The organism is Vibrio vulnificus NBRC 15645 = ATCC 27562 (assembly GCF_002224265.1).
Classification (GTDB): domain Bacteria; phylum Pseudomonadota; class Gammaproteobacteria; order Enterobacterales; family Vibrionaceae; genus Vibrio; species Vibrio vulnificus.
Genome location: NZ_CP012881.1, coordinates 313,756 through 337,016, shown reverse-complemented (window position 1 = coordinate 337,016; position 23,261 = coordinate 313,756). Strand labels below are relative to the sequence as shown.

Annotated in this window: 19 protein-coding genes; 13 read left to right on the top strand and 6 right to left on the bottom strand. The window is 45.9% G+C overall.

Annotation, left to right across the window (positions count from 1 at the left end; all coding sequences use genetic code 11):
- The first annotated feature begins 242 nt into the window (after positions 1 to 242).
- Positions 243 to 473, top strand: coding sequence for a hypothetical protein (locus AOT11_RS01440; protein WP_017422326.1), 231 nt, complete (start codon positions 243 to 245; stop codon positions 471 to 473).
- Positions 474 to 535: 62 nt separating this feature from the next.
- Here the strand turns inward: AOT11_RS01440 and nrfA are convergent, their stop codons facing one another.
- Positions 536 to 1,960, bottom strand: coding sequence for an ammonia-forming nitrite reductase cytochrome c552 subunit (nrfA, locus tag AOT11_RS01435; protein WP_017422325.1), 1,425 nt, complete (start codon positions 1,958 to 1,960; stop codon positions 536 to 538).
- 451 nt (positions 1,961 to 2,411) lie between these two features.
- Between nrfA and nrfB the strand changes: the two genes are divergently transcribed.
- The 7 genes from nrfB to AOT11_RS23560 all read left to right on the top strand — a co-directional run bounded on the left by nrfB (position 2,412) and on the right by AOT11_RS23560 (position 7,791).
- Complete coding sequence (gene nrfB / locus AOT11_RS01430) at positions 2,412 to 2,999, top strand: cytochrome c nitrite reductase pentaheme subunit (RefSeq protein WP_017422324.1); 588 nt, start codon at positions 2,412 to 2,414, stop codon at positions 2,997 to 2,999.
- 1 nt (position 3,000) lies between these two features.
- Complete coding sequence (nrfC, locus tag AOT11_RS01425) at positions 3,001 to 3,687, top strand: cytochrome c nitrite reductase Fe-S protein (protein ID WP_017422323.1); 687 nt, start codon at positions 3,001 to 3,003, stop codon at positions 3,685 to 3,687.
- Between the two features lies 1 nt (position 3,688).
- Positions 3,689 to 4,645, top strand: a complete 957-nt coding sequence (gene nrfD, locus AOT11_RS01420) for a cytochrome c nitrite reductase subunit NrfD (protein ID WP_011080838.1) — start codon at positions 3,689 to 3,691, stop codon at positions 4,643 to 4,645.
- Between the two features lie 13 nt (positions 4,646 to 4,658).
- On the top strand, positions 4,659 to 6,578 hold the full coding sequence (locus AOT11_RS01415) for a heme lyase CcmF/NrfE family subunit (protein ID WP_017422322.1): 1,920 nt from the start codon (positions 4,659 to 4,661) through the stop codon (positions 6,576 to 6,578).
- On the top strand, positions 6,559 to 7,080 hold the full coding sequence (locus AOT11_RS01410; protein WP_017422321.1) for a DsbE family thiol:disulfide interchange protein: 522 nt from the start codon (positions 6,559 to 6,561) through the stop codon (positions 7,078 to 7,080). The genes AOT11_RS01415 and AOT11_RS01410 overlap by 20 nt, the downstream gene beginning before the upstream one ends.
- Positions 7,061 to 7,498: a heme lyase NrfEFG subunit NrfF gene (gene nrfF / locus AOT11_RS01405; RefSeq protein WP_017422320.1), complete on the top strand. Its 438-nt coding sequence runs from the start codon at positions 7,061 to 7,063 to the stop codon at positions 7,496 to 7,498. The genes AOT11_RS01410 and nrfF overlap by 20 nt, the downstream gene beginning before the upstream one ends.
- A 116-nt stretch (positions 7,499 to 7,614) precedes the next feature.
- A complete protein-coding gene (locus AOT11_RS23560; protein ID WP_011149954.1) occupies positions 7,615 to 7,791 on the top strand; it encodes a hypothetical protein in 177 nt (58 codons plus the stop codon).
- Positions 7,792 to 7,887: 96 nt separating this feature from the next.
- Here the strand turns inward: AOT11_RS23560 and AOT11_RS01395 are convergent, their stop codons facing one another.
- A complete protein-coding gene (locus AOT11_RS01395) occupies positions 7,888 to 8,700 on the bottom strand; it encodes a hypothetical protein (protein WP_017422319.1) in 813 nt (270 codons plus the stop codon).
- A 315-nt stretch (positions 8,701 to 9,015) separates the two neighbouring features.
- The gene (gene metG / locus AOT11_RS01390) at positions 9,016 to 11,088 is read right to left on the bottom strand and encodes a methionine--tRNA ligase (RefSeq protein WP_017422318.1); all 2,073 of its coding nucleotides are present in this window, start codon (positions 11,086 to 11,088) and stop codon (positions 9,016 to 9,018) included.
- 156 nt (positions 11,089 to 11,244) lie between these two features.
- On the opposite strand from metG, the gene apbC reads away from it, so the two are divergent.
- The 3 genes from apbC to AOT11_RS01375 all read left to right on the top strand — a co-directional run bounded on the left by apbC (position 11,245) and on the right by AOT11_RS01375 (position 15,399).
- On the top strand, positions 11,245 to 12,324 hold the full coding sequence (gene apbC, locus AOT11_RS01385) for an iron-sulfur cluster carrier protein ApbC (protein WP_017422317.1): 1,080 nt from the start codon (positions 11,245 to 11,247) through the stop codon (positions 12,322 to 12,324).
- 182 nt (positions 12,325 to 12,506) lie between these two features.
- Positions 12,507 to 13,148, top strand: a complete 642-nt coding sequence (gene udk, locus AOT11_RS01380; RefSeq protein ID WP_011080832.1) for a uridine kinase — start codon at positions 12,507 to 12,509, stop codon at positions 13,146 to 13,148.
- A 142-nt stretch (positions 13,149 to 13,290) separates the two neighbouring features.
- A complete protein-coding gene (locus tag AOT11_RS01375; RefSeq protein WP_026060843.1) occupies positions 13,291 to 15,399 on the top strand; it encodes an AsmA family protein in 2,109 nt (702 codons plus the stop codon).
- A 72-nt stretch (positions 15,400 to 15,471) separates the two neighbouring features.
- On the opposite strand, the gene cobO is transcribed toward AOT11_RS01375, so the two are convergent.
- Positions 15,472 to 16,113: a cob(I)yrinic acid a,c-diamide adenosyltransferase gene (gene cobO, locus AOT11_RS01370; protein WP_017422316.1), complete on the bottom strand. Its 642-nt coding sequence runs from the start codon at positions 16,111 to 16,113 to the stop codon at positions 15,472 to 15,474.
- Positions 16,114 to 16,193: 80 nt separating this feature from the next.
- Here cobO and AOT11_RS01365 point away from each other — a divergent pair, with 80 nt between their 5' ends.
- Entirely contained in the window at positions 16,194 to 16,652 is a 459-nt protein-coding gene (locus AOT11_RS01365; protein ID WP_026060841.1) for a low molecular weight protein-tyrosine-phosphatase, read from the top strand.
- Between the two features lie 46 nt (positions 16,653 to 16,698).
- Here AOT11_RS01365 and AOT11_RS01360 read toward each other — a convergent pair whose 3' ends face one another.
- Complete coding sequence (locus AOT11_RS01360; protein WP_017422314.1) at positions 16,699 to 18,258, bottom strand: SulP family inorganic anion transporter; 1,560 nt, start codon at positions 18,256 to 18,258, stop codon at positions 16,699 to 16,701.
- Positions 18,259 to 18,518: 260 nt separating this feature from the next.
- A complete protein-coding gene (gene rne / locus AOT11_RS01355) occupies positions 18,519 to 21,632 on the bottom strand; it encodes a ribonuclease E (RefSeq protein WP_017422313.1) in 3,114 nt (1,037 codons plus the stop codon).
- A 657-nt stretch (positions 21,633 to 22,289) separates the two neighbouring features.
- On the opposite strand from rne, the gene rluC reads away from it, so the two are divergent.
- Positions 22,290 to 23,237 carry a 23S rRNA pseudouridine(955/2504/2580) synthase RluC gene (gene rluC, locus AOT11_RS01350; protein ID WP_017422312.1) on the top strand — a complete coding sequence of 316 codons (948 nt, stop codon included), beginning with the start codon at positions 22,290 to 22,292 and terminating at the stop codon, positions 23,235 to 23,237.
- The last annotated feature ends 24 nt before the right edge of the window (positions 23,238 to 23,261 follow it).

Below are 23,261 nucleotides of genomic sequence, written 5' to 3'. Positions count from 1 at the left end.
ATGAGATGGGTTTCGGGATTTTTGAAACTGGGTGCTGCCATATGACCATTTTCCTAACCAACTCTGCTATCCTCCTCAGGTAATTCCTTGGCGCAAGCGTCAGCAAGGTTGTTGTATGGCTTACTCACTCTAAGCAAAGAGTTTGCTGTGTTTAAACAGGTGGCCTGACCGCGAATTGTAACGCTAAGCTGCTAGGGTATTGTTTAGGTATATGGAAGTATTCTTATAGGGAGGTAACCAGGATGGAACTACTCTCAACCTATCTGACGATCATTATGGTAATGCTTATTGCTTATCCGTTTGTTTTAGTCGGTTTAAAAGCGGCCAGTAACGGATGTGAGGTTACAAAAGTCAAAGTAACCAATCGTTTTAACTATGGATTTTCGTTGATTCTTTTGATTTTCATGATAGCGCATATCCAGACAGAAACTTTTTACGCCGCAGGTTTGCTTGAAATGTTCAAACCAGAATAAGCAACAATCGCTCAATAAAAACGTCAGCCTGAAGGCTGACGTTTTTGGTTAGTTGTACTTGGCTAGTATTTAGACTCGCGCTCCGCAGCGGCTTTATCCCAGTCAGGCACAACGGTTTTTAAGAAGTGTTGTTTCTCTGCGTTCATTTTCTCCATATCCATACCAAGTGCTTTTTGTGCAGCAGCTTTGCTGGAAATGTCTGGAATTTGAACTGGCTCGGTAATGCCTTTCGTAGCAAGGAGACGAACGAGCTTGGTTCTGGCATCTGCTGCACGATCGACCGCAGTGCCTAACACTTCAAGTGCCACTTCAGGTGCGTGCATATGGACGCCGTGTGATGCGATCGCGTAGTCCCAACGCCATTGAGCATGACGAATATCTTGCAAAATCGGTTTCATCTCATCTTCAGTAGCGCCCGCTTTCCACGCTGCACCCGCTTCAAAGTGAGCCGCTACGATTTGTTTTTCGGCAGTCAACTTCATGTTTAGTACCTGCGCTTTGCGGGTAGAGACAATTTCACGTAGCTGATCTTTACTCTGAGTGTGGCACTGTGCACAGGTATCTTCGAAACGGTCGAAAGGATTACCTACTTTGTGATCGGTGTAGACGGTACCATCTTCTTTCTTCACTTTCGGCATATGGCAATCAACACAAACCACTTTATTTTTGCCATGAATACCTTCACGCCAGGTCTCAAAACCTGGGTGCTGCGCTTTTAACATGGGTGCTTTAGAGACCGCATGCGTCCAGTCAGCAAAGCCTAGAGCGTCATAGTACTCTTCCATTTGTTGTACGCCTGTGCCCATATCCCAAGGGAATTTGACGGCTTTGGTTGGGCCAGTAAAGTAGTATTCAACGTGGCACTGAGCACAAACCGATGCTTGTTTGTCTAAGCGAGATTGCTGTTCAAACGGTTTGTTGATCGCTTGGAAAGCGCGTTCTACATAAGGGCGGGTCAATGCGAGCTCTGGCTCACCGTTTTTGAACTTCTCGCTACGGGTATCGTGACAGTCGGCACAGCCAATAGGATTAGCAATTTCCGCCCCTAAACGTGCCCACTTACCTTCAAAGTAACCATCTTCGCCACGCTCATCAATTACGCGGGCAACATCTGGGCTTTTACAGCTCCAACAAGCCATTGGCATTGGGCCTGATTTCGCATCTTGGGGTCCGCCAGTACGCAGTGTCTGTCTGACATCGTCCAATGCGTAAAAGTGGCCGCGCGCTTTGTTGTAATCTTTAGCAAAGCCATAGCCCGCCCAGAGAATCACCATATTTGGATCTTCTGCTAAGGCATCTTCAATTTCGACGCTTTCAGAGGTTTTTTTCCAAGATTGATATTGGTCTGGGTGATTTAGTTCAAATGCGTCGTTACGCGGATCAACCAGTCCTTTTTCTTCTGCAGAAACTGCAGTGATATTCAGCAATGCTGTCATCACAAGGGCAGTCACTGAGACTGAGGAAGCCATCCAGTGTTTTATGCTCACGGTGTTATCTCCATATTCGTTTTTATTAGCAGCGTTGTGAGTTTGCTATTTCCAAATAAGAATTGGAGATCTGATGTTTATATTAGGTCAGTAACATTTAGAAAAGAATTGGCGAAAATATATTCATTGCTTTAGATCAATTTAGATAGGTGATCGCTATCACGATAAGATCTATATACCCCTAAAGGGGTAGGTTTATTCTTTTTTAACTCAATGATTTAGCAAAATTTCACAACAGAAAATGAGTGACTAAGGTCGCTTTTTAAGCAAAAAATAGATACTACTAAAGAGTAGTAGAGTTATGATGAATGGCAGGTATAGCGTTGTGGCTTTTCCGAAATAAGAATTGATGTCATTTGAAATAATCGTGTTATTTCGAAGGAATTAATTTATCACCAAAGAAATAATTGAAAATAATTCTCAATTATTATTTGGATAAGGAAAGGATAAAATGGGCAATATAAAATTGGCCATAGTCATAATGCTGAAATCTATTCTCGCATTCTCTTTCTATGGCTATTCATTCTCAGCGATAGCAGACACTTCTGTAGCCACAGAAGCCACTGACTCGTCGCGATTCCAGGTCGAACTGATCCGTGACCGTGATTACAAATGCGTTCAATGCCATAAGGACTCGAAGGAAACACTTTCTGGTTCTCATGGAGAAGATGCGCATAAAATTCTCGGTCGAGAAGTTAACTGTACGGAATGTCACAACAACATTGGACCAGACCACCGAGAGGGCGCACCCCTTGTTACTAAATACTCTTCGGCGCAATCTAAACAAGGTACGGAAAAAGTGTTCATGGACACCAGTGCTATTCTGAAAGCCAACAGTGCTTGTACCGACTGCCACCAACCTCAGTATCTGCAAGAAGACAGTTGGACCCATGATGTGCACGCGAAAAATCTGACTTGCTCGAATTGTCATGATGTTCATGCCAACAAAGCCAAAGTATTGGGCTTGGAGCGCAAAGAGAAAATCAAGATGTGTGTGGATTGCCACTCTGACTTTAACCAGAAAGAAGAGGAGAGGTAATATGAGTTGTTCAAGACGAAATTTCCTAGCTGGTGGTGGTGCGTTGATCATGACAACGGGCATTGCTGGCACTTCTATGGTGACTGGGCGCTTAGCGTTTGCGGAGGAGGATAAGGGCCAAGCGATTCGTTATGGCATGATCCACGACGAGACCGCCTGTATCGGATGTACGGCTTGTACCGATGCCTGCCGAGAAGTGAATAAGGTTCCTGAAGGTGTGAGTCGGTTGGAGATCATACGCAGTGAGCCGCACGGTGAGTATCCGAATGTCGATTACCGTTTCACCCGTAAATCTTGCCAACACTGTGAAAACCCACCTTGTGTTTATGTTTGCCCTACCGGTGCGGCGTACAAAGATGAAAAAACGGGTATCGTGGATGTACACAAAGAAAAATGTGTCGGTTGCGGTTATTGTCTTGCCGCGTGTCCATATCAAGTGCGCTTCTTTAACCCAGTTGATCACTCGGCCGATAAATGTAATTTCTGTCGTGACACCAATTTGGCTCAAGGCAAACTACCTGCATGTGTGGAATCTTGTCCAACTAAGGCACTAATTTTTGGTGATTTAAATGATCCGCAAAGTGACGTGAATCGAGTATTGACTGAGAAGGTCTATTACCGCGACAAAGTGCACTTAGGCACGAAACCCAAATTATTCAAAATCCCACATCAAAAAGGGGAGGTGTAGCATGAACGGATTTGAATCTGCATTCCACTTTGATTCTCTGGTTTGGGATTGGATCATTGCGATCTATCTTTTCCTTGCCGGTATGTCTGCAGGGGCGGTGATGATCACCGTGTACTTAAAACGCAAGGTGATTGTCGGCGATCCAGCACAAAATGGCATCATGAAAGCGATGGCTTGGCTGGCGCCGTTTGGCATCATTTCGGGTTTAACGATCTTGATTTTTCACTTAACCAAACCTCTTGAGTTTTGGAAGATCATGATTTTCTACAATCCAACTTCCGTTATGTCGATGGGGGTTATTCTCTTCCAAGTGTACATGGCTGTGTTGTTTGTTTGGATTGGGATTATCTTTCAGAAAACGATCGTTGATTTTCTCGGTGATAAGTTGACCTTTGTTGATGGCTTGTTGACCTGGTTCAAGCGTTTTGAAAACAGCATCGAGTTGTTTTTAGCCTTTTTAGCGTTAGTGCTCGCGGCTTATACGGGTTTCCTGCTGTCTGCATTGAAAACGTATCCGATGCTCAATAATCCAGTGTTGCCACTGCTGTTTCTTTTCTCCAGTTTGTCTTCAGGTGCTGCCGCGTGTTTGATGTTCGGTATTTTGGTGTTTAAAGAGTCAGTAAAAGATCCAAGTGTCAGTTGGGTACATGGCTTTGAGCGTCCTGTGGTCTTGTTTGAGTTATTTGTATTGGTCACATTCTTCACCGGGTTGATCTTTGCGGGTGGACAAGCGGAAATGGCGGCTTGGAATGCTATCTCTGGTGGATTTTGGGCGCAGTGGTTTTGGGTTGGTGTGGTGCTGATTGGTATGTTGCTACCGCTGACACTCAACTGGTTAGTACCAGCCGAAGTGAGGCATAAACATGCTTATATTTTTGTGGTCACGACACTTAGCATGGTTGGCGTTTTGATGCTGCGTACCTTTATTTTGTACGCCGGCCAGATGACGGTTGTCTAATTAAGGAGTATAGATGGAGGCAGAACTGGGCCTAATTTGCCTGATTTTTGCGGCAGTCGGCAGTAGTGTGGCAGTGATACTGCATGCCATGAATCGACTGTTATCGAAGCAAACACCCCTCGCATTAATGTTGGGTTGTGGGTATTTAGTGGCGCTCAGCTCTGCTTTTTCCTTGTTGTATCTGATTCTTGCTTTCGTTGCTGATGATTTCGCATTGGCTTACGTGGCAAGCCATTCCAATAGCCAATTACCCGTGATTTTTAAAATTGCGGCGAGTTGGGGAGGACATCAAGGCTCGATGCTGTTTTGGGTCGTCACCTTAAGTTTATGGGCTTGCTTGATTCGATCTCGTGATGAGTTCTCATCGCAGTATAAAGCCGATTATATTGCGGTAATGCTCATGCTGACTGCCATTTTCGCCTGGTTTACTCTGTTAACCTCAAACCCATTCGAGTACGCGCCATCACTGGCCAGTGATGGACGCGATCTCAACCCAATGTTGCAAGATGTTGGGCTCATTTTGCATCCTCCGTTACTGTACCTTGGTTATGTTGGTTTCGCTTCTATCCTGGCGTTGGGGGTGGCGGCGTTGTTACAGCCATCGTCCATCCATCATTGGTTTCAGGCTGGCCGAGACTGGGCGATGGTTGCGTGGGGCTTTCTCACCTTAGGCATTATTGTCGGCTCCTGGTGGGCATACAATGAATTAGGCTGGGGAGGTTGGTGGTTCTGGGATCCGGTTGAAAATGCCTCTTTGCTACCTTGGTTAACAGCAACCGCCTTGTTACACACACTTGTTCAATCAAAGCGGCAAGGTGGGGTCAATAAATCCAGCTATGTGCTCGCGTTTTTGACCTTCGGTTTCAGTGTTCTCGGCACTTTTATTGTCCGCTCGGGGATTTTGACATCGGTCCATGCGTTTGCCGTGGATCCAACCAAAGGTATTGTGCTTTTGCTGGTCATGGCGTTCATTTTTTTATTCACTTTTGCGTTATTGATCCTCAAAAGCGATAGCATTCCCGCCAAAGCCATTACCCATTGGCTAAGTCGCCAATACCTTACACTGGTGGCGATGGGACTGTTACTGATCGCAACCAGTACCGTGTTCCTTGGCACCTTCTACCCAATGATTTATGAGCTGTTGCGGCTTGGAAGCATCTCAGTGGGTGCACCGTATTTCAATACGATGATTGCACCATTAAGCCTCTTAGGGCTGCTAGCAATGGGGTGGGGGCCGTTACTAAAATGGCAGCAAGGACTGTTTCAGAGCCGCAAACGCGTTTTGACGGAGTTTGTGCTCTCAGCGGTACTCGGTGCCATGCTCTATTTGCTGCAAGTGCAGGTATGGGCGCCAATGACTTTGTTGTTCTGGTGTGTTACGACCTGGGTGATCGTCAGTCACCTTCGGCTATTGTTTGTGATGCCACCGACAAAGAGGCGCCAAAAACTGCCAATGGTGCTTTCTCATATTGGTATTGCATTGGTGTGCCTGGGCGCGATGATGAATGCCCAACATTCGTTTGAACGAAATGTTCGTGTGGAACCTGACTCGTACCATCAGTTTGATGGCTTTTCCATTCGTTATCAGGGGATTGACTGGTCCATTGGACCAAACTATACCGCAGAGCGAGCGTCGGTCGCACTCATCCTTGCCGATAGGCAATTTCAATTGTTGCCTGAAAGACGGCATTATCCGGTGAGGGTTATGAACATGACAGAGCCCGCGATCAAGTCTTTTTGGCATGGGGATTACTACCTGACTCTGGGTGAGAAAGTCGGGCCCAAAGCCTATGCGTTGAAGATCCAATACCGTGCTTACATTTGGTGGATCTGGCTAGGCGGTTTGATGGTTGTCGCTGCGGTGTTCACTGCATTGCAGCCAGTTCAGCAACGCGTTAAGGTGGAGCGCTACTGTGAACAACAAAGTTATTAAGTTGCTTGTGTTGGTGAGCATCGTCGGCATCGTTACGTTTACCGCAGTCTTGGGCATTGAACGACAAAATGCTGGTCACACAACGCCTGCCACTGTGATTCCCTTGCCCAATATTGACGCAAAAGATCTTTTTTCGGCGAATACGATCACAACGCAAGATCTTATTTCCGATCAATACCGTGTGATGAACGTTTGGGCATCTTGGTGTGGGATTTGTCGAGATGAGCATACGTTTATTATGTCGCTTAAACAGCAGGGTATTGACGTGATTGGCTTAAATTATCGTGATAATAAGCGAGAAGCGTTGGACTATTTGGAAAGTGAAGGTAACCCTTATTCCAAGGTGATTTATGATCCAGACGGGATCGTCTCAATCGATTTTGGCGTGATTGGCACACCGGAAACCTACTTAATAAACCCTAATGGGGAAATAATGATCAAATTTCGAGGTAAATTAGATCAAAAACAGTGGGATAAACATTTTGCTACGTATTTTAAATAGAACATTATTATCGACATGGATTGTCTTATTCATTGCTTTTGTCTCTTTCTCTAGTCAGGCAGAGAACGTGAATACAAGCTCTAATCACGTTGATTTGTTTCAGTTTCATAGTGTCGAGCTGCAAGAGAGAGCAATACGTTTATCCAAGGAACTGCGCTGCCCCCAATGCCAGAATCAGAATCTGCTTGAATCCAATGCGCAAGTGGCGCGAGATCTGCGTTTTATTGTGTATAGCCAAATAAATGATGGGAAAAGCGATCAAGAAGTGGTGGACTTTATGACCAGCCGATATGGCAATATGGTGTTATATAATCCGCCAATAAATAGCAGTACATTATTACTTTGGATCTTTCCTGTCGTTATTTTGATCATTTTCTTTGTTATTTCGATCCGAAATATTCACACAAAAAGAATGTGACAATTATTCCATAACAAGTAATTAATTGTGCAATTATCATACAAGCTGTTATCATTTTTGAAAATTATATGAAATAGTTAATTCAGTTATTGTAGGTTTACTGACGGGTAATCAGAGTGGATACAATTAAGACGCAATTAAAAAAGGATTTTTATTCGCAAATTTATTCACTGCAATCAAGTGCATCGTCGCATACGACTTCAACACTTGCTTTACTTACAGAAGAAGAAATCAGTGAACTTGAAGCGTTATGGATTGAATTGGTGGTTTGGAAGAAGAGCCAAACACATTAAAAGCAAACGAATTTAAACAAAAAACCTCAAACCATGTTTGAGGTTTTTTGTTTCTCAGCATCCCGTAGGTGCATTGTCCTTCGCAGCAAGTGCATGCTAGTTAAAACGCAGTGCTAATCTGGGTAACGGCAAGTAGAGGCTCTCAATCATTTCATCCAGCATCTCATCGTAGCAACGGAAAATCGTGGCTGAGATGAGCGAGGTTAGCTCATAGGCGTTAACCTTGTTCAACTTTTCCTGCTGCAAGTTCGCGTACATTTCTAGCTCGCGTATGACTTCTACGCTCGCCGGTGCTGCAATGTGATAAGGGCTAAGTAAAGTGAGCTGATTCAAACGCCTAACCATGCGCTGCGCACAATGGGCAAAGCGTTCCCTTCCTTGTGGTTGATGTAAGTCTTGAATCGCAATACGCAATTGCGTCAATGCATCGAGATTTTCAATGATCACCTGCCAATGACAATGATACTCATCAATTAGTTCGTCGCGCTCAGATTCCGCTAGCCAAGCCACGGTCGTTTCATCGACAAGAAACAATGTGTGGCGCAGCATTTTGCCGTGCAAAAACTGATTCTTGGCAATGCTCTGTTCCTGCCAGTGTGAGAATAGAGTTTGATATTGACTGAGTAAAATCCGATACAACGGTTTGCTTTCTCCTGAAGCAAGCTCGATCAGTGCTTGGCATTTGGCCAGTACTTCCGTTTGGGTACGATGGATTTCGCTAGAGTGCACTTGTTTATACAAAAGACTCAAGTGGGTTGCGCTGCGATGCTGTCTCAAAAGCTGCACAATCTCACGTAGTGTGCTGATCACTTGATATTTTTGCTCTTGTTGACGCTCTCGTTTGTGGGAGAGATAAAACAGTACGAGCAAGATTGCAATTGAAATGAGAGATGATAGTAGAACGAACATAGCAGACTCCTTGTATGCATGATACTCAGCCCTTCCATGTTGGATCTACTACGGTGCGTTGTGGTTCTCTACAGCACAAGATCTCTATGCGTAGGGAGAATCACTCATACTCTATCGACCAGCAGTAGCAACTGGCTTGGGCATGGCATAATAGGAGCAGTTTTGATGCCATATTAAATCTCTTTACAAAACAATGAGATGAAATGTTCTAATTTGAGTCTATGGTTAATTTGGTGCATCAAATGCACTAATAGTGTGATTTTGGGCACAAAAAAGCCCTGCGGGTGCAGGGCTTTGAAAGATTGAAGTGTTGAATTACATCACGCGCATGCCTGGCTGCGCGCCTTCATGTGGTTCAAGGATCCAAAGATCTTTGCCACCAGGGCCTGCCGCTAGGATCATGCCTTCAGACATACCAAACTTCATCTTACGTGGTTTCAAGTTTGCCACAACCACTGTGTACTTGCCGACAAGATCTTCAGGATTGTACGCCGCTTTGATACCAGAGAAGACTTGACGCATTTCACCGCCGATATCCAATTGGAATTTCAACAGTTTGTCAGCTTTTGGCACCGATTCACAAGCAACGATTTTGGCAATACGAAGGTCCACTTTGGCGAAGTCATCAAACTCAATTTCTTCGGCAATTGGATCTTTGCTTAGCTCAGTCTCTTGAGCTGCATTAGAGGCTTCTGCTTTCTCTTTTGCCGCCATTTCAGCCGCCGCATCTTCTTTTGATGCTTCAATCATGGCTTCGATGTTTTTCGGATCGATACGATTGAACAGCGCTTTAAATGCGGTGATTTCGTGTGCCGTTAATGGCTGAGCAACACCTTCCCAGGTCAGCTCTTCATTTAAGAAGGCTTCAGTGCGAGCGGCGAGAGCAGGCATGACTGGTTTCAAGTAAGTCATTAGAACGCGGAACAGGTTAATACCAACAGAACAGATTTCCTGAAGTTCCTGATCTTTGCCTTCTTGTTTTGCCACAACCCAAGGTGCTTTTTCATCAACGTATTGGTTAGCTTTGTCCGCCAATGCTGTGATTTCACGGATTGCACGACCGAACTCACGCGCTTCGTAAAGTTCAGCAATACGATCTGCCGCGGCAACAAATTCGTTGTAAAGCTCTGGCTCGACGAAGTTTTCAGCGAGCTTGCCTTCAAAGCGTTTCGCAATGAAGCCTGCATTACGTGATGCTAGGTTAACAATTTTGTTGACGACGTCAGCGTTTACGCGCTGAGTAAAGTCTTCAAGGTTAAGGTCTAGGTCGTCAATGCGGCTGTTTAGTTTCGCGGCGTAGTAGTAACGCAGACACTCTGGATCTAGGTGGTCAAGGTAAGTGCTCGCTTTCACGAACGTACCTTTAGACTTCGACATCTTCGCACCGTTTACGGTTACGTAGCCGTGAACAAAAACGTTATTTGGCTTACGGAAACCAGAGCCATCCAGCATTGCTGGCCAGAACAGGCTGTGGAAGTAAACGATGTCTTTACCGATGAAGTGGTACAGCTCCGTTTTGCTGTCTTTATTCCAGTATTCATCGAAATCAAGATCATCACGCTTATCACAGAGGTTTTTGAATGAACCCATGTAGCCGATTGGCGCATCTAGCCAAACGTAGAAAAACTTGTCTTTTTCGCCTGGAATTTCAAAACCGAAGTAAGGTGCATCACGTGAGATATCCCACTGCTGCAGACCAGACTCAAACCACTCTTGCATTTTGTTTGCGGTTTCAGTTTGTAGAGAGCCAGAGCGAGTCCACTCTTTTAGCATGCTTTCAAACTGAGGCAGGTCGAAGAAGAAGTGCTCTGAATCTTTCATCACTGGCGTCGCGCCTGAGACGGCAGATTTTGGATTGATCAATTCTGTTGGGCTGTAGGTTTCGCCACAAGCATCACAGTTGTCACCGTATTGATCTTCAGACTTGCACTTCGGACACGTTCCCTTCACGAAACGATCGGGTAGGAACATCTCTTTTTCTGGGTCGAACAGCTGAGAAATAGTGCGGCTTGAAATAAACCCATTTTTTTTCAGTTGCAGATAAATGTGAGAAGCCAGTTCACGGTTCTCATCGGAATGCGTACTGTGATAGTTATCGAAGCTAATATCAAAGCCAGCGAAATCTTTTTGGTGCTCGATGCTCACCGCAGCAATCATCTCTTCTGGAGACATACCCATCTGTTGCGCTTTAAGCATGATTGGCGTGCCGTGAGCGTCGTCAGCACAGATGAAGTTTACAATGTTGCCGCGTAGGCGTTGGTAACGAACCCAAATGTCCGCTTGGATATGCTCAAGCATATGGCCAAGGTGGATCGAACCGTTAGCGTACGGAAGGGCACAAGTTACCAGCAATTTCCTTGGGGGAAAGTTTCTTGGATCGTTTGCCATACTTAATATTCGCTTATCTCGATAGGTATAAAAATTGATTGGTAATACTAACTCAGGAAACCTTTAAGTCCAAGGTGCTGACAAGGATAATCACCTGGTTTTTTTAGGGTTCAGTCAGACAAGACTCGGTGATAGGATGTCGAAAAAGGAGGAGTTATGCATCAGTTCACTTCTAAACAAGATTTTTGTCATTGGTTGAATCAGTTTGAGCACGAAACGTTAGCCCCGCAATGGAGCGAAGTGCATGGTGTTGTGATGGTTCAAGCCGATGGTACTTTCGCCATTCAGTTCCCATTTGCTGCTCAGCAACTTCAAGACGCGCTCAGCGAGTGGATTGTTCAGCAACAGCAGCGTGGTGCGGTTCCACCGTTTGCATTCACGGTAAGTCAGCAAGTTAAGGCGTTAGAAACTCAAGTTTCTCAGCCTGTTCGTGGGGTTAAGAATATTATTGCCGTCACGTCCGCTAAAGGCGGTGTGGGTAAATCAACCACAGCGGTGAATTTTGCGCTAGCGATCGCTTCTCAAGGCGCAAAAGTGGGATTACTAGACGCGGATATCTATGGGCCTTCTTTGCCTATCATGCTGGGGAGTGTCGATCAAAGACCGGATGTTCGTGACGGAAAATGGATGCAGCCGATCCTCGCGCACGGCATCTACACCAACTCTATTGGTTACTTGGTGGATAAGAATGAAGCGGCCATTTGGCGTGGGCCGATGGCATCGAAAGCGCTCTCTCAACTACTGAATGAAACTGAGTGGCCAGATTTGGACTACTTAGTGATCGATATGCCTCCTGGCACTGGGGATATTCAGTTGACTCTTTCACAGCAAATACCCGTTACTACCAGTGTTATCGTCACCACACCGCAGGATCTTGCGTTAGCCGATGCGAAGAAGGGCGCCGCGATGTTTGAAAAGATCGGTGTTCCCGTGGCGGGTATTGTGGAAAACATGAGCTACCACATTTGCAGACAATGCGGTGCCAAAGAGCACATTTTTGGCCAAGGTGGTGCGGTACAAATGGCGCAACAGTTTGGTTTATCTTTGCTGGCGCAAGTGCCATTGCATATCAGCGTTCGTGAAGATCTCGACTCGGGTGTGCCGACGGTGGTCGCAAGGCCAGAGAGCGAGCACGGCAGAATATACCGTCAGCTTGCTTTGCAGATATGCAGCTCGATGTATTGGAATGGTAAGGCAAAGCCTGAAACGATCCTGTTTACCCGTATAGACGGATGATTTTATTGCGAGTTAAAGAATAAATAATGACCAGGTAAACGTTTGCCTGGTTTATTATTCTTCGTAGTACACACAATGCACCACGAAACTGGGAAAAGCGACTAGTATCTAATGAGTGAACTCCTTATAATCAGGCGGTTTATCTTATTCCCACTGCAAAAAATCATCATCGGGTGCAACTAATGTCTGAAAAAAGTCAATGCGTCATCGTCGGTATTGCTGGCGCTTCTGCTTCTGGTAAAAGCCTCATCGCCAGTACGATTTATAACGAACTACGTGCAAAGGTGGGAGACCATCAAATCGGTGTGATTACGGAAGATTGCTACTATAACGACCAAAGCCATCTGAGTATGGAAGAGCGCGTTAAAACAAACTATGACCACCCGAATGCACTTGATCACGATCTTCTTTGTGAACACTTAGAAAAGTTAATGAAAGGCGAGTCGGTTGAAGTACCTGAATACAGCTACACGGAACACACTCGTACTGAAAACACCACCACGATGACACCAAAGAAGGTGATCATTCTAGAAGGCATCCTGCTTCTGACGGATCCTCGTCTGCGTGATCTGATGCATGCGACTGTGTTTATGGACACGCCACTTGATATCTGTCTACTTCGCCGTGTGAAACGCGATGTGGAAGAGCGTGGTCGTACGATGGAATCGGTACTCAAACAGTATCAAAAAACCGTTCGTCCAATGTTTATGCAGTTTATTGAGCCGTCTAAACAGTACGCAGATATCATCGTTCCACGTGGTGGTAAAAACCGCATCGCGATTGACGTACTGAAAGCGCACATTGCAAAACTATTGAAAGCTTAAGTCATTGTCTTGTCAGCGAGCTTTATTTTTATTTAAGAAAGTGGCACTTTAAGTGCCACTTTCTTTTTTTGGAGCAAGAACCGCGTAAAATAGGTGTTATCTCTGTTCTTGTCTCAACTCTTGCATGCAAAGGAATACGCATATGAAAAAACTGTTCCTTATTCTGGCTGCGCCTATCACGGTTGTCGTAATGGCTGCGATAGCGCTAGTGACCTTAGTGAACCCCAATCAATTTAAACCGCTGATCACCGAACAAGTGGCCAAGCAAACGGGTTTAGAATTGGTGATTGAAGGCGACATTGAATGGCAATTTTTTCCTTCGATTGGTTTTTCTCTAGGCAAAACGGAATTAAAGAATCCTCAGGGCTTTTCTCAAGAAAACTTATTTAAAGTTGAGAGCGTTGGGATCGATATCTCGGTGATGCCTCTGCTTGATAAAGTCTTGCAAATTGGTGATGTTCGCCTTGATGGTGCGGAGTTCCATCTAGAGACGCGTAAAGATGGGCAAAAGAATATTGATGCGTTGACTCAGCAGCAGAAAGCGCAACAAGAAACGGTTCAGCAAGAGGTGAGTTCGGAGCCTACCACGGATGCATCCCAGCAACCTGGTGCGGCGGCAGGTTGGCGTATGGAGCTGGCCGGGATCACGGTGAGCAATGCCAAACTCGTTAACCAAGATCGACAAGCAGGTACTTCACTTGAACTCTATGATGTGAATTTCTCACTTTCAGAGTTCGCCTTTGATCAATGGACCAAAGCGGAATTTTCAGCCAAAGGAAAAAACAACCAGCAACAGTTCAGTGCAAACGGCAAGCTTGAGTTTCAGTTGGCGCAAGATTTCTCTTCTTATGCTCTGCGTAATATCGAGCTAAACAGCCAGTTTAGCGATCCAGCCACGAAGATGGATACCATCAAGTTGGTACTGGACACTTTCGAGTTTGATAAAGACAACGCACTGACATTTGAAATCAAAGGCCAAGCATCGGGCATGGAGCTTTCGGCCAATGGCTCGGCGCAGTTGCATGTGGATGCAGCCATCAGCACAGTGATGGTGAAGGCATTCCAGTTGGAGTCACAATTAAATGGGAAATCACTGCCTCAATCGCCAATGAAGGTGGCAATGAGCTCCGAGGTGACCTTTGATGTGCCAAGCAGCCATCTATCGCTTGTGCTGAATAAACTGACCGCCAACGCCATTGCATTAGACGGTAAAGCCGATGTGACGTTAGCTGAGATTCCGAAAGTGCGCTTTTCATTGCATAGTCCAGAGATTGATCTCGATGAATTTCTCGGCCTAACGCAGCCATCGCAAGAAACGGCAAGCACAAACAGCAGCAATGACAAAAACGCGCATCCAGAGGCAAACAACGAAGTTGAGCCTGACCTGAGTGCATTAAAAACGTTGGATGTGATTGGCCAAGTGAGTATTGATAAGCTCAAAGCCAATAATGCCAAGCTGCAAAATGTCATCACCAAGTTCACGGTGAACCGTGGCATCGCGACGTTAGATCGCTTTGATGCCAATCTGTATCAAGGTTCTATTAATGCCAGCGCGAAACTGGATGCACGTCGTTCACCAGCCACTTATAGTGTGAAAAAACGCATCAAAGGTGTTCAGGTGCAACCGCTGTTGGTGGACGTGGCACAAAACGACAAGCTGGAAGGTACTGGCAATATCGATGTTGATGTGAAGGGATCAAGCTTAACGCCAAGCGGTATTCAGAAAAACCTTGTCGGCACGGTTGAAATTAATTTTGCTGATGGTGCCGTCAACGGCATTAACGTCGCGCAAATGATTCGTGAAAACTACGCCAAGATTAAAGGTAAAAAGTTAGATGCCACTGATGGGGTGCAAAAAACCGACTTCAGTTCAATGACGGCAACGTTGACGTTGAACAAAGGCAAGGTGACAACCAATAACATGCACATGCAATCTCCGCTACTGCGTATTCGTGGGAAAGGGGAAGCAAACTACATCAATCAAACGGTTGATTTTACGGTCAGCACTTCAATTGTGGGATCGCTAGAAGGCCAAGGCGGTAAGGACATCGACGAACTGAGAGACGTGACCATTCCTATTAATATTTCAGGCAGTTGGGCGGATCCAAAATTCAAGTTGGTGTTTGATGATGTGTTAAAGCAAAAAGCCCAAAAAGAGATTGACCGTGGAGTCGAGAAGTTGACCGATAAGATCAAAGATGAGAAAACCAAAGAGGCGGTGGATGGTTTACTTAAAGGCTTGTTTAACTAGCTAAGTCATAGAAAGAGCAGGGCGACATCATGTCGCCCTGTTTATAGATTGGCGTAGGTAAAAGCATTTCCGTTACCAGTCGACACCTTTTAGTGCCTTGATGCCCGATTCAAACGCATGTTTCACATTTTTTACTTCGGAGACGGTATCAGCCATCTCAATTAAGGTGCGATGAGCGCCGCGTCCAGTAATGATGACCGATTGCATTTTGGGCCTATTATTGAGCGCTTCAACCATCTCATCTAATTCGACATAGCCATAGCTCACCATGTAGGTTAGCTCATCAAAGAGCACCACATCGATCGAGTCGTCTTGAAGCATACGCTGACACTCTTTCCATACCGTTTGAGCGGCTTGAGTGTCGCTTTCCTTGTTTTGTGTTTCCCAAGTGAAACCCGTCGCCATCACTTGAAACTCAACGCCCAGTTTTTCTAAAAGATTACGCTCGCCATTGTCCCAAGTTCCTTTAATGTACTGAGCGACGGCGCATTTTTTCCCGTGCCCAACTGCGCGAGCGATCGTCCCAAAACCGGAGGTTGATTTGCCTTTTCCATTGCCCGTAATGACGAGAAGCAGTCCCTTTTCTTCCTGAGCTTGAGCAATTTTAGCGTCGACTTGCTCTTTCACTTTTTGTTGGCGCTCTTTGTGTCGCTGAGCCTTTACTTGCTCTGTGGATAGGTTTTCGCTTGATACGCTTTCGTCAGACATAGACATCCCTTTTCAGCTTTTCGATTTTGCGGCTATGATAGACCATGTCGAATGGAAGAAAAACCACTGATATTACAGGGGATAGAATGAAGAAAATTTTGGTTGTCTGTATGGGAAACATTTGTCGTTCCCCAACTGGAGAGGCCGTATTAAGAGCAAAAGCACAGCAACTGGGGGTTGATGTAGAAGTGGATTCTGCAGGGACGATAGGTTACCACGCAGGCAACACGCCGGATCATCGGGCCATGCAGGCAGGGCAGCAACGTGGTTACTCTTTTAGTGGCATTCGTTCGCGTCAAGTTGACGCCGAAGATTTTGTTAAGTTCGATATGATTCTAGCGGCAGACAAAGCGAACTTAGCTGACCTTTTTGATATTTGCCCAAAGGAGTATCGTCACAAAGTGTCACTGTTTCTCAGCCATGCAGAGTTGGATGTGGATGAAATTCCTGATCCTTATTACGGCGGTGAGGAAGGGTTTGATTTGGTGCTGGATCTTATCGAAGCCGCGTCAGAAGCGATTCTTGAGAACGTTGCAAAGAACTAACGACCCTACAAAAAAGGGGATGACGTGAACTCATCCCCTAAAGTGATTATCCCGCGAGTACGTCGGTGGCGACTTTATAGCTCGGATCTTCTTTGACGTTAATCTCGACCAAACTTCCAGCCTTATCAAGCAACTTGCGGCAATCTGGACTCAAATGACGCAGGTGCAGCGTTTTGCCTACGGCAGAGTATCGCTCCGCCAATGTTTCGATCGCTTCGATTGCCGAGTGATCGGTAACACGAGAATCGGCAAAGTCGACGATGACATCGCTTGGGTCTTGCTGCGCGTTGAATAGTTCAAGGAAGTTAGCCGTTGAACCAAAGAAGATAGGACCGTGAATCCTGTACTCTTTAGAACCTTCCTCGTTCATACGGGTATCTGCGTAAATGTGTTTTGCGTGGTTCCAAGCAAACATCAGTGCTGAAGCTATCACGCCGACAGCAACTGCCACTGCTAGGTCTGTCATCACTGTTACGACCGTCACGAGCACGATAACAAAGAAATCTTGCTTAGGTACGCGGCGTGCCAGCTTGAAGGTGGCCCATTCAAAGGTACCGATCACCACCATAAACATTACCCCAACGAGAGCAGCAAGAGGGATCATTTCAATCAGTGCGGCAGCAAACAAGATAAACATCAGAAGCGCCACAGCAGCAACGATGCCTGAAAGACGCCCTCGGCCACCTGAATTGACGTTGATCATCGATTGGCCGATCATCGCACAGCCACCCATTGCTCCGAAGACAGAACAGGTCATGTTTGCCATACCCTGCCCGATACACTCTCGGTTTGACTGACCACGGGTGTTGGTCATTTCGTCCAACACGGTGAGCGTTAATAGTGATTCAATCAAACCAATAGCCGCAAGAATCACCGCGTATGGGAAGATGATTTGCAAGGTTTCCAGATTAAAAGGAACCATCGGTAAAGCAAAGGTCGGTAGGCTACCCGCGAGAGTGGCGCCTTCGTCACCAGACATGGTACGTAGGAAATCAACCACCGTACGAGTTTCAAGATCAAAGCCAATCACTAAGCCTGTTACCGTCACGATGGCAACAAGAGATGAAGGGACGGCCGTGGTTAACTTTGGTAAGAAGTGGATGATGGCCATAGTAAGAGCGACAAGGCCCAACATCAGCAACATCTGATCTTGAGGTAACCAAGTGAGTCCACCTGCTGCATCCGCCATTTTAAACTGGCCGAGTTGCGCGAGGAAAATCACGATCGCGAGACCATTGACGAAGCCGATCATAACTGGATGCGGCACGATACGGATAAATTTGCCCAGTTTAAATAGACCAGCGGCAATCTGCAAAATACCTGCGAGCATAATCGCGGCAAACAGATACTGGACACCATGTGAAGAAACGAGCGAAACCATGACAACTGCCATTGCGCCAGTTGCGCCGGAAATCATACCTGGACGTCCACCGAAAATCGAAGTGACTAAACCCACAATAAAGGCTGCGTAGAGGCCAACCATAGGGTCAACGCCAGCAACGAAGGCAAAAGCAACGGCTTCTGGCACCAATGCTAGCGCAACGGTGAGCCCGGAGAGCACATCATTTTTTACTGAGTGCTTTGAAAATTGAGGAAATTCGAACATGTGTTTTGGCTAATATCGTTAAATGAATTTACCCGACACAAGTTCGCAAAGCATTAAAACTGAAACCTATCCTTGATCTGCGATTGAGGTTCGCTGATTGAGGAAAAAAGAGCTTGTTTGCACCCGTGCCGAAAAGCTGAGTCGCAAGATGCTACAGAAAAGTGTGATTAAGTTCAATAATGATTAGGGTGATGAATGGATATTTACAAGTAATAAAAAGGGCCATCCGAAGATGACCCTTATGTTTTTAGCTTAAGGCGTTACACCATTTCAGGCTTTGTCATTGCCGCTGAGGCTTGACTTGTCGCCACTTGGCTACCCGCACCACGCTGTGAATAGCGCTCTGCTTTAAATGGTGCCGCGACAACTTGGATCTCAATAAGCTCTTGAGGGCCAGGTGCCTTAGTCATCGGTGCTGAAGCTTGCGCTTTAATTACCTTGATAGAGCTTCCGACTACTGCCACAGTTGCTTCGGTTTCGTTTGCGACTGTTTCCGTTGCGCTTTCCACTTCTGCGACAACCTCAGTCGTTTCAACGATTTCTGCCACTACTTCTGTAGTTTCGATAGAAACCTGTTCTACTGGTTGTGAAGCACTTTCAACTTGAGGCTCGATTTTCTGAATTTCAGTTTCTTGAATCGGTGCTACAGCCGCGTTCTCTACCATTGGTTCTTCAGTAACCACCTCAACAACGGCTGCTTTTGCTGGCCTGTTGTGACGAGATTTAGAACGTTTTGGCTTCGTTTCAGTCGGTGCTTGTGCAGCGGTGATATCGCGACTGATGATCACTTTACCCATCGCCATTTCTGGACATGCGACACCACCTTGCATTGCAGGTACTGCAGCAACGGCTGTTACAACCTCTTCTTTAACCGCTTCTTCTTTCTTAGCAACTGGTTTTGGAATGTAACGAGGCATCACTTTACCCATGGCCATTTCTGGAGAGGCAACCCCACCTTTACGTAGGCGGAATGGGTTAGGGCGACGATCACGACCGCGACGACGACGTTGTCCACTTGCTCGTAGATGACGAGGAGAACGACGATTACGACGTGGTTTTTCTTCGTTTTCGTTGTTGTCCATCGCATCGACAGAGTCAGCAACCACTTTCTCTGATTTCTCAGATACCGGTGTGTTTTGCTTATTAAAGACTTCTGCTTCAACGACTGGAGCTACATCCATAAGCGTTTCTTCAGCTTGTTCTAGCTGATCTTTCACGCGAACAGGTTTGTTGAGTTTACGACGCTGACGGCGCTCTTTCACTTTCTCCGCTTTGCTTGGCGTTTTCTGACCTTCTTGCTTCGACGCACCTTGTGCTTCGGCAGCAAGCTGTAGGCCTTTTTCTGCCACTTTCGCGTTTGCTTTGCTCTCTACTGCATTATCTGCTTTGTTTTGAGCCGGTCTCTGCTTACGCTTTTGCTGAGAACGTGGTTTGATTGCTTCATCTTGAGTCTCAACGACGTTTTCATCACGATTGCGCTGACGACGTTTGCCATCACGGTCACGATTGTTGTCGCGGTTGTCGCGGTTATTACGACGACGATCGTTACGGTCACGTTTTTGACGACGGTTGCCTTTTTCACGGTCGTCTTTGCGTTCGGTCTTCTCTGCTTCTGCTTTTTCTTCAGCAGAACCGAATAAGAAGCTACCCAATGCTTTGATTAAGCGACCAAACAAACCCGGTTTCTCTTCTGCCTGCGGTTTTTCATTTGCCACTTTAGCAACCACTGCTTTTGGCGCTGGAGTTGGAGCTGGCACAGATTGCGCTGGAGAAGCAAAACCTTTAAGCACAGGCTCTTCGATTTTCTTCGGCTTGTATTCGGTTTCGGGGCTCTCTTTGCCTTCCGCTTCTTTCATTGCTTCGAGTTTCTTCGGTAGCAGGTAAGAAAGCAGATCCACTTCTTCACCTTCACGCACACGAATCACTTCGAAATGCGGCGTTTCCATATCAGAGTTTGGAACAACGGTGATCTTCACTTCTTGAATACGTTCAATGTGGTTCACAGAGCGACGTTTTTCATTTAGAAGGTAAGAGGCGATAGGCACTGGTACAACAGCCAATACTTGAGCAGTGTTGTCTTTAAGTGCTTCTTCTTCGATAAGACGAAGAACAGAAAGAGCAAGAGATTCGTTATCGCGAACCACACCTGTACCACTACAACGAGGACAGATATGATGGCTTGCTTCTGCAAGAGAAGGGCTCAAGCGTTGGCGAGACATCTCTAACAGACCAAAGCGAGAAATACGGCCGATTTGAACGCGAGCGCGATCGAGACGAACGGCTTCACGCAGACGGTTTTCTACCTCACGTTGATGGCGTACGGGTGTCATATCGATGAAGTCGATCACCACAAGACCACCAAGGTCGCGAAGACGCAACTGGCGAGCGATTTCATCTGCTGCTTCTAAGTTGGTGTTCAGTGCGGTTTCTTCGATATCGCCGCCCTTTGTTGCACGAGCAGAGTTGATATCGATAGACGTCAGTGCTTCTGTTGGGTCGATAACGATAGAGCCACCGGAAGGCAGACGCACTTCACGTTGGAAAGCCGATTCGATTTGGCTTTCAATTTGGTAGTGGCTAAACAGTGGCACTTCACCGTCATACTTCTTCACGCGATTAACAAAATCTGGGCGAACCAACTGAATGTGTTCTTTGGCACGTTCATAGATGGTGTTGCTATCAATAAGAATTTCACCAATGTCACGGCGTAGATAGTCGCGGATCGCGCGAACGATTACGTTACTTTCTTGATGAATCAAAAAAGGTGCTGGATTGGATTCAGAAGCATCTTTGATGGCGGCCCAGTGCTTAAGCAGAACGTTTAAATCCCACTCTAGCTCTTCAGCGCTCTTACCAACGCCTGCCGTACGCACGATAAGACCCATACCTTGCGGTAGTTCCAGTGTGCTTAATGCAGATTTTAATTCGGTGCGTTCATCCCCTTCGATACGACGGGAGATACCGCCGGCACGTGGGTTGTTTGGCATAAGAACTAAGTAACTACCCGCTAGGGAAATAAAGGTGGTCAATGCCGCACCTTTGCTACCACGTTCTTCTTTTTCGATTTGAACGATGACTTCTTGACCTTCAGTCAGCACCTCTTTGATGCTTGGGCGACCTTGGTAAGAGTAACCATCTGGGAAATATTCTTTGGCAATTTCTTTTAGAGGAAGGAAACCGTGACGCTCAGCTCCGTAATCTACAAATGCAGCTTCCAAGCTAGGTTCAACACGGGTAATACGTCCTTTATAGATATTTGCTTTTTTTGACTCATGTCCAGGACTTTCGATATCTAGATCGTAAAGTCGCTGGCCATCAACCAAAGCGACACGCAACTCTTCTTTTTGAGTTGCGTTAATCAACATTCTTTTCATTGATAATTTCTCGTTGTCTTTATCTTTTATTGTCTTAATTACCTGTCACTGAATATCGCTATCTCATGGTGCCTGATCCCGTGGTTTACGCGTTGCAGCCTCCCGGCTGGAAGGGGATGCTCTAAGGGCACGTCAGTCATCACAAACAAAGAATTGCCTGTGAGCCGCATTAATATCGGTAATTACTCAACATGAGTGTGCGATGAGTAGTGTGACAGTTATGTCGGTTTTGATATGTCTTACGCCAATTGCTGCATTCAAACACCAACAAACTACTCATTTGCTTGTGGATAAATGGTCGGTTTTGCATAAAATTCAACCAGACCTACCTTCGCAGCTGTGAACTATAGCAGTGGACGGTAATATCAGCAACGAGCATTGCGGCAAACGATGAAATTTTTTCGTGTTTCATTCAATTTTGCGTTTGCTAACTGATTGTTTAATAAACAACGATTGAGTTATTAGTAACCTGTGAGTAACTTTGAACTGCTCTATTACACGGTCAGCAAAAATTCTACGGTTTTCCTAGTCGTGGAAAACCGCTAAAATGTGCGGCTTTGCGAACAAATAGCACAAGTTTGCCATAATAATGACTTGCTCGATGCTTGTATCACAACAAGTCAGCAGACCCAGCAAATTTACCTTTAGAATAGCGCCATGAATGAAATAAGAACTAAAGTCCAAATCGTCGATATTGATGAAGATATGGCAGGGCAGCGTATTGATAATTTTCTACGCAACCAACTGAAAGATGTTCCGAAAAGCATGATTTACCGAATTGTGCGTAAGGGAGAAGTGCGCGTAAACAAAAAGCGAGTTAAGGCCGAATATAAATTGGCTGCTGGTGATGTTGTTCGCATTCCACCGGTAACCGTTGAGAAAAAAGATCCTGAAACGGCACCGAGTACGAAACTAAACAAAGTGGCTGAACTGCAAGATTTGATCATTTATGAAGATGACCATCTGTTGGTGTTAAATAAGCCTTCAGGTACCGCCGTCCATGGTGGAAGTGGTCTCAAGTTTGGTGCTATCGAAGCGTTACGTGCACTGCGACCAGAAGCGCGTTTTCTTGAACTCGTGCATCGCATCGACCGTGATACCTCTGGTATTCTTTTGGTGGCGAAAAAACGGTCAGCTCTGCGTCATTTGCAAGCGCAGTTTCGTGAGAAAACAGTACAGAAATACTATTTTGCACTAGTGATGGGAGAGTGGAAAAACAGTTGCAAAGTGGTTAACGCCCCATTACTGAAAAACGAAGTCAACAGCATTGTGCGCGTCAATCCAAACGGTAAGCCATCAGAAACCCGCTTTAAGGTAATCGAGAAGTTTGAACAAGCGACGCTGCTCCAAGCTAGCCCTATTACGGGAAGAACCCATCAAATTCGAGTTCATACTCAATATAGTGGGCACCCCATTGCCTGGGATGACAGATACGGCGATCGACGTTTCGATGCTTATACTGCTCAGCATGGACTGAACCGCTTGTTCCTTCATGCCGCCAACATTCGCTTTACACATCCGGCGACAGAACAACCAATGGAAATCAACGCGCCGATGGGTGAGCAGTTGGAAAAGGTCGTTCAATCATTACGAACCAGTCGATAAGGAAAAAGGGATGAGCGAATCATC

Bases quoted from the DNA above. Each gene is read 5' to 3' on its own strand.
- AOT11_RS01360 (WP_017422314.1), bottom strand. From the start codon at position 18,258: ATGTTCGAATTTCCTCAATTTTCAAAGCACTCAGTAAAAAATGATGTG.
- AOT11_RS01375 (WP_026060843.1), top strand. From the start codon at position 13,291: ATGAAAAAACTGTTCCTTATTCTGGCTGCGCCTATCACGGTTGTCGTA.
- AOT11_RS01365 (WP_026060841.1), top strand. From the start codon at position 16,194: ATGAAGAAAATTTTGGTTGTCTGTATGGGAAACATTTGTCGTTCCCCA.
- metG (WP_017422318.1), bottom strand. From the start codon at position 11,088: ATGGCAAACGATCCAAGAAACTTTCCCCCAAGGAAATTGCTGGTAACT.
- rluC (WP_017422312.1), top strand. From the start codon at position 22,290: ATGAATGAAATAAGAACTAAAGTCCAAATCGTCGATATTGATGAAGAT.
- apbC (WP_017422317.1), top strand. From the start codon at position 11,245: ATGCATCAGTTCACTTCTAAACAAGATTTTTGTCATTGGTTGAATCAG.
- rne (WP_017422313.1), bottom strand. From the start codon at position 21,632: ATGAAAAGAATGTTGATTAACGCAACTCAAAAAGAAGAGTTGCGTGTC.
- AOT11_RS01415 (WP_017422322.1), top strand. From the start codon at position 4,659: ATGGAGGCAGAACTGGGCCTAATTTGCCTGATTTTTGCGGCAGTCGGC.
- AOT11_RS01395 (WP_017422319.1), bottom strand. From the start codon at position 8,700: ATGTTCGTTCTACTATCATCTCTCATTTCAATTGCAATCTTGCTCGTA.
- udk (WP_011080832.1), top strand. From the start codon at position 12,507: ATGTCTGAAAAAAGTCAATGCGTCATCGTCGGTATTGCTGGCGCTTCT.
- nrfB (WP_017422324.1), top strand. From the start codon at position 2,412: ATGGGCAATATAAAATTGGCCATAGTCATAATGCTGAAATCTATTCTC.
- nrfD (WP_011080838.1), top strand. From the start codon at position 3,689: ATGAACGGATTTGAATCTGCATTCCACTTTGATTCTCTGGTTTGGGAT.
- cobO (WP_017422316.1), bottom strand. From the start codon at position 16,113: ATGTCTATGTCTGACGAAAGCGTATCAAGCGAAAACCTATCCACAGAG.
- AOT11_RS01440 (WP_017422326.1), top strand. From the start codon at position 243: ATGGAACTACTCTCAACCTATCTGACGATCATTATGGTAATGCTTATT.
- nrfC (WP_017422323.1), top strand. From the start codon at position 3,001: ATGAGTTGTTCAAGACGAAATTTCCTAGCTGGTGGTGGTGCGTTGATC.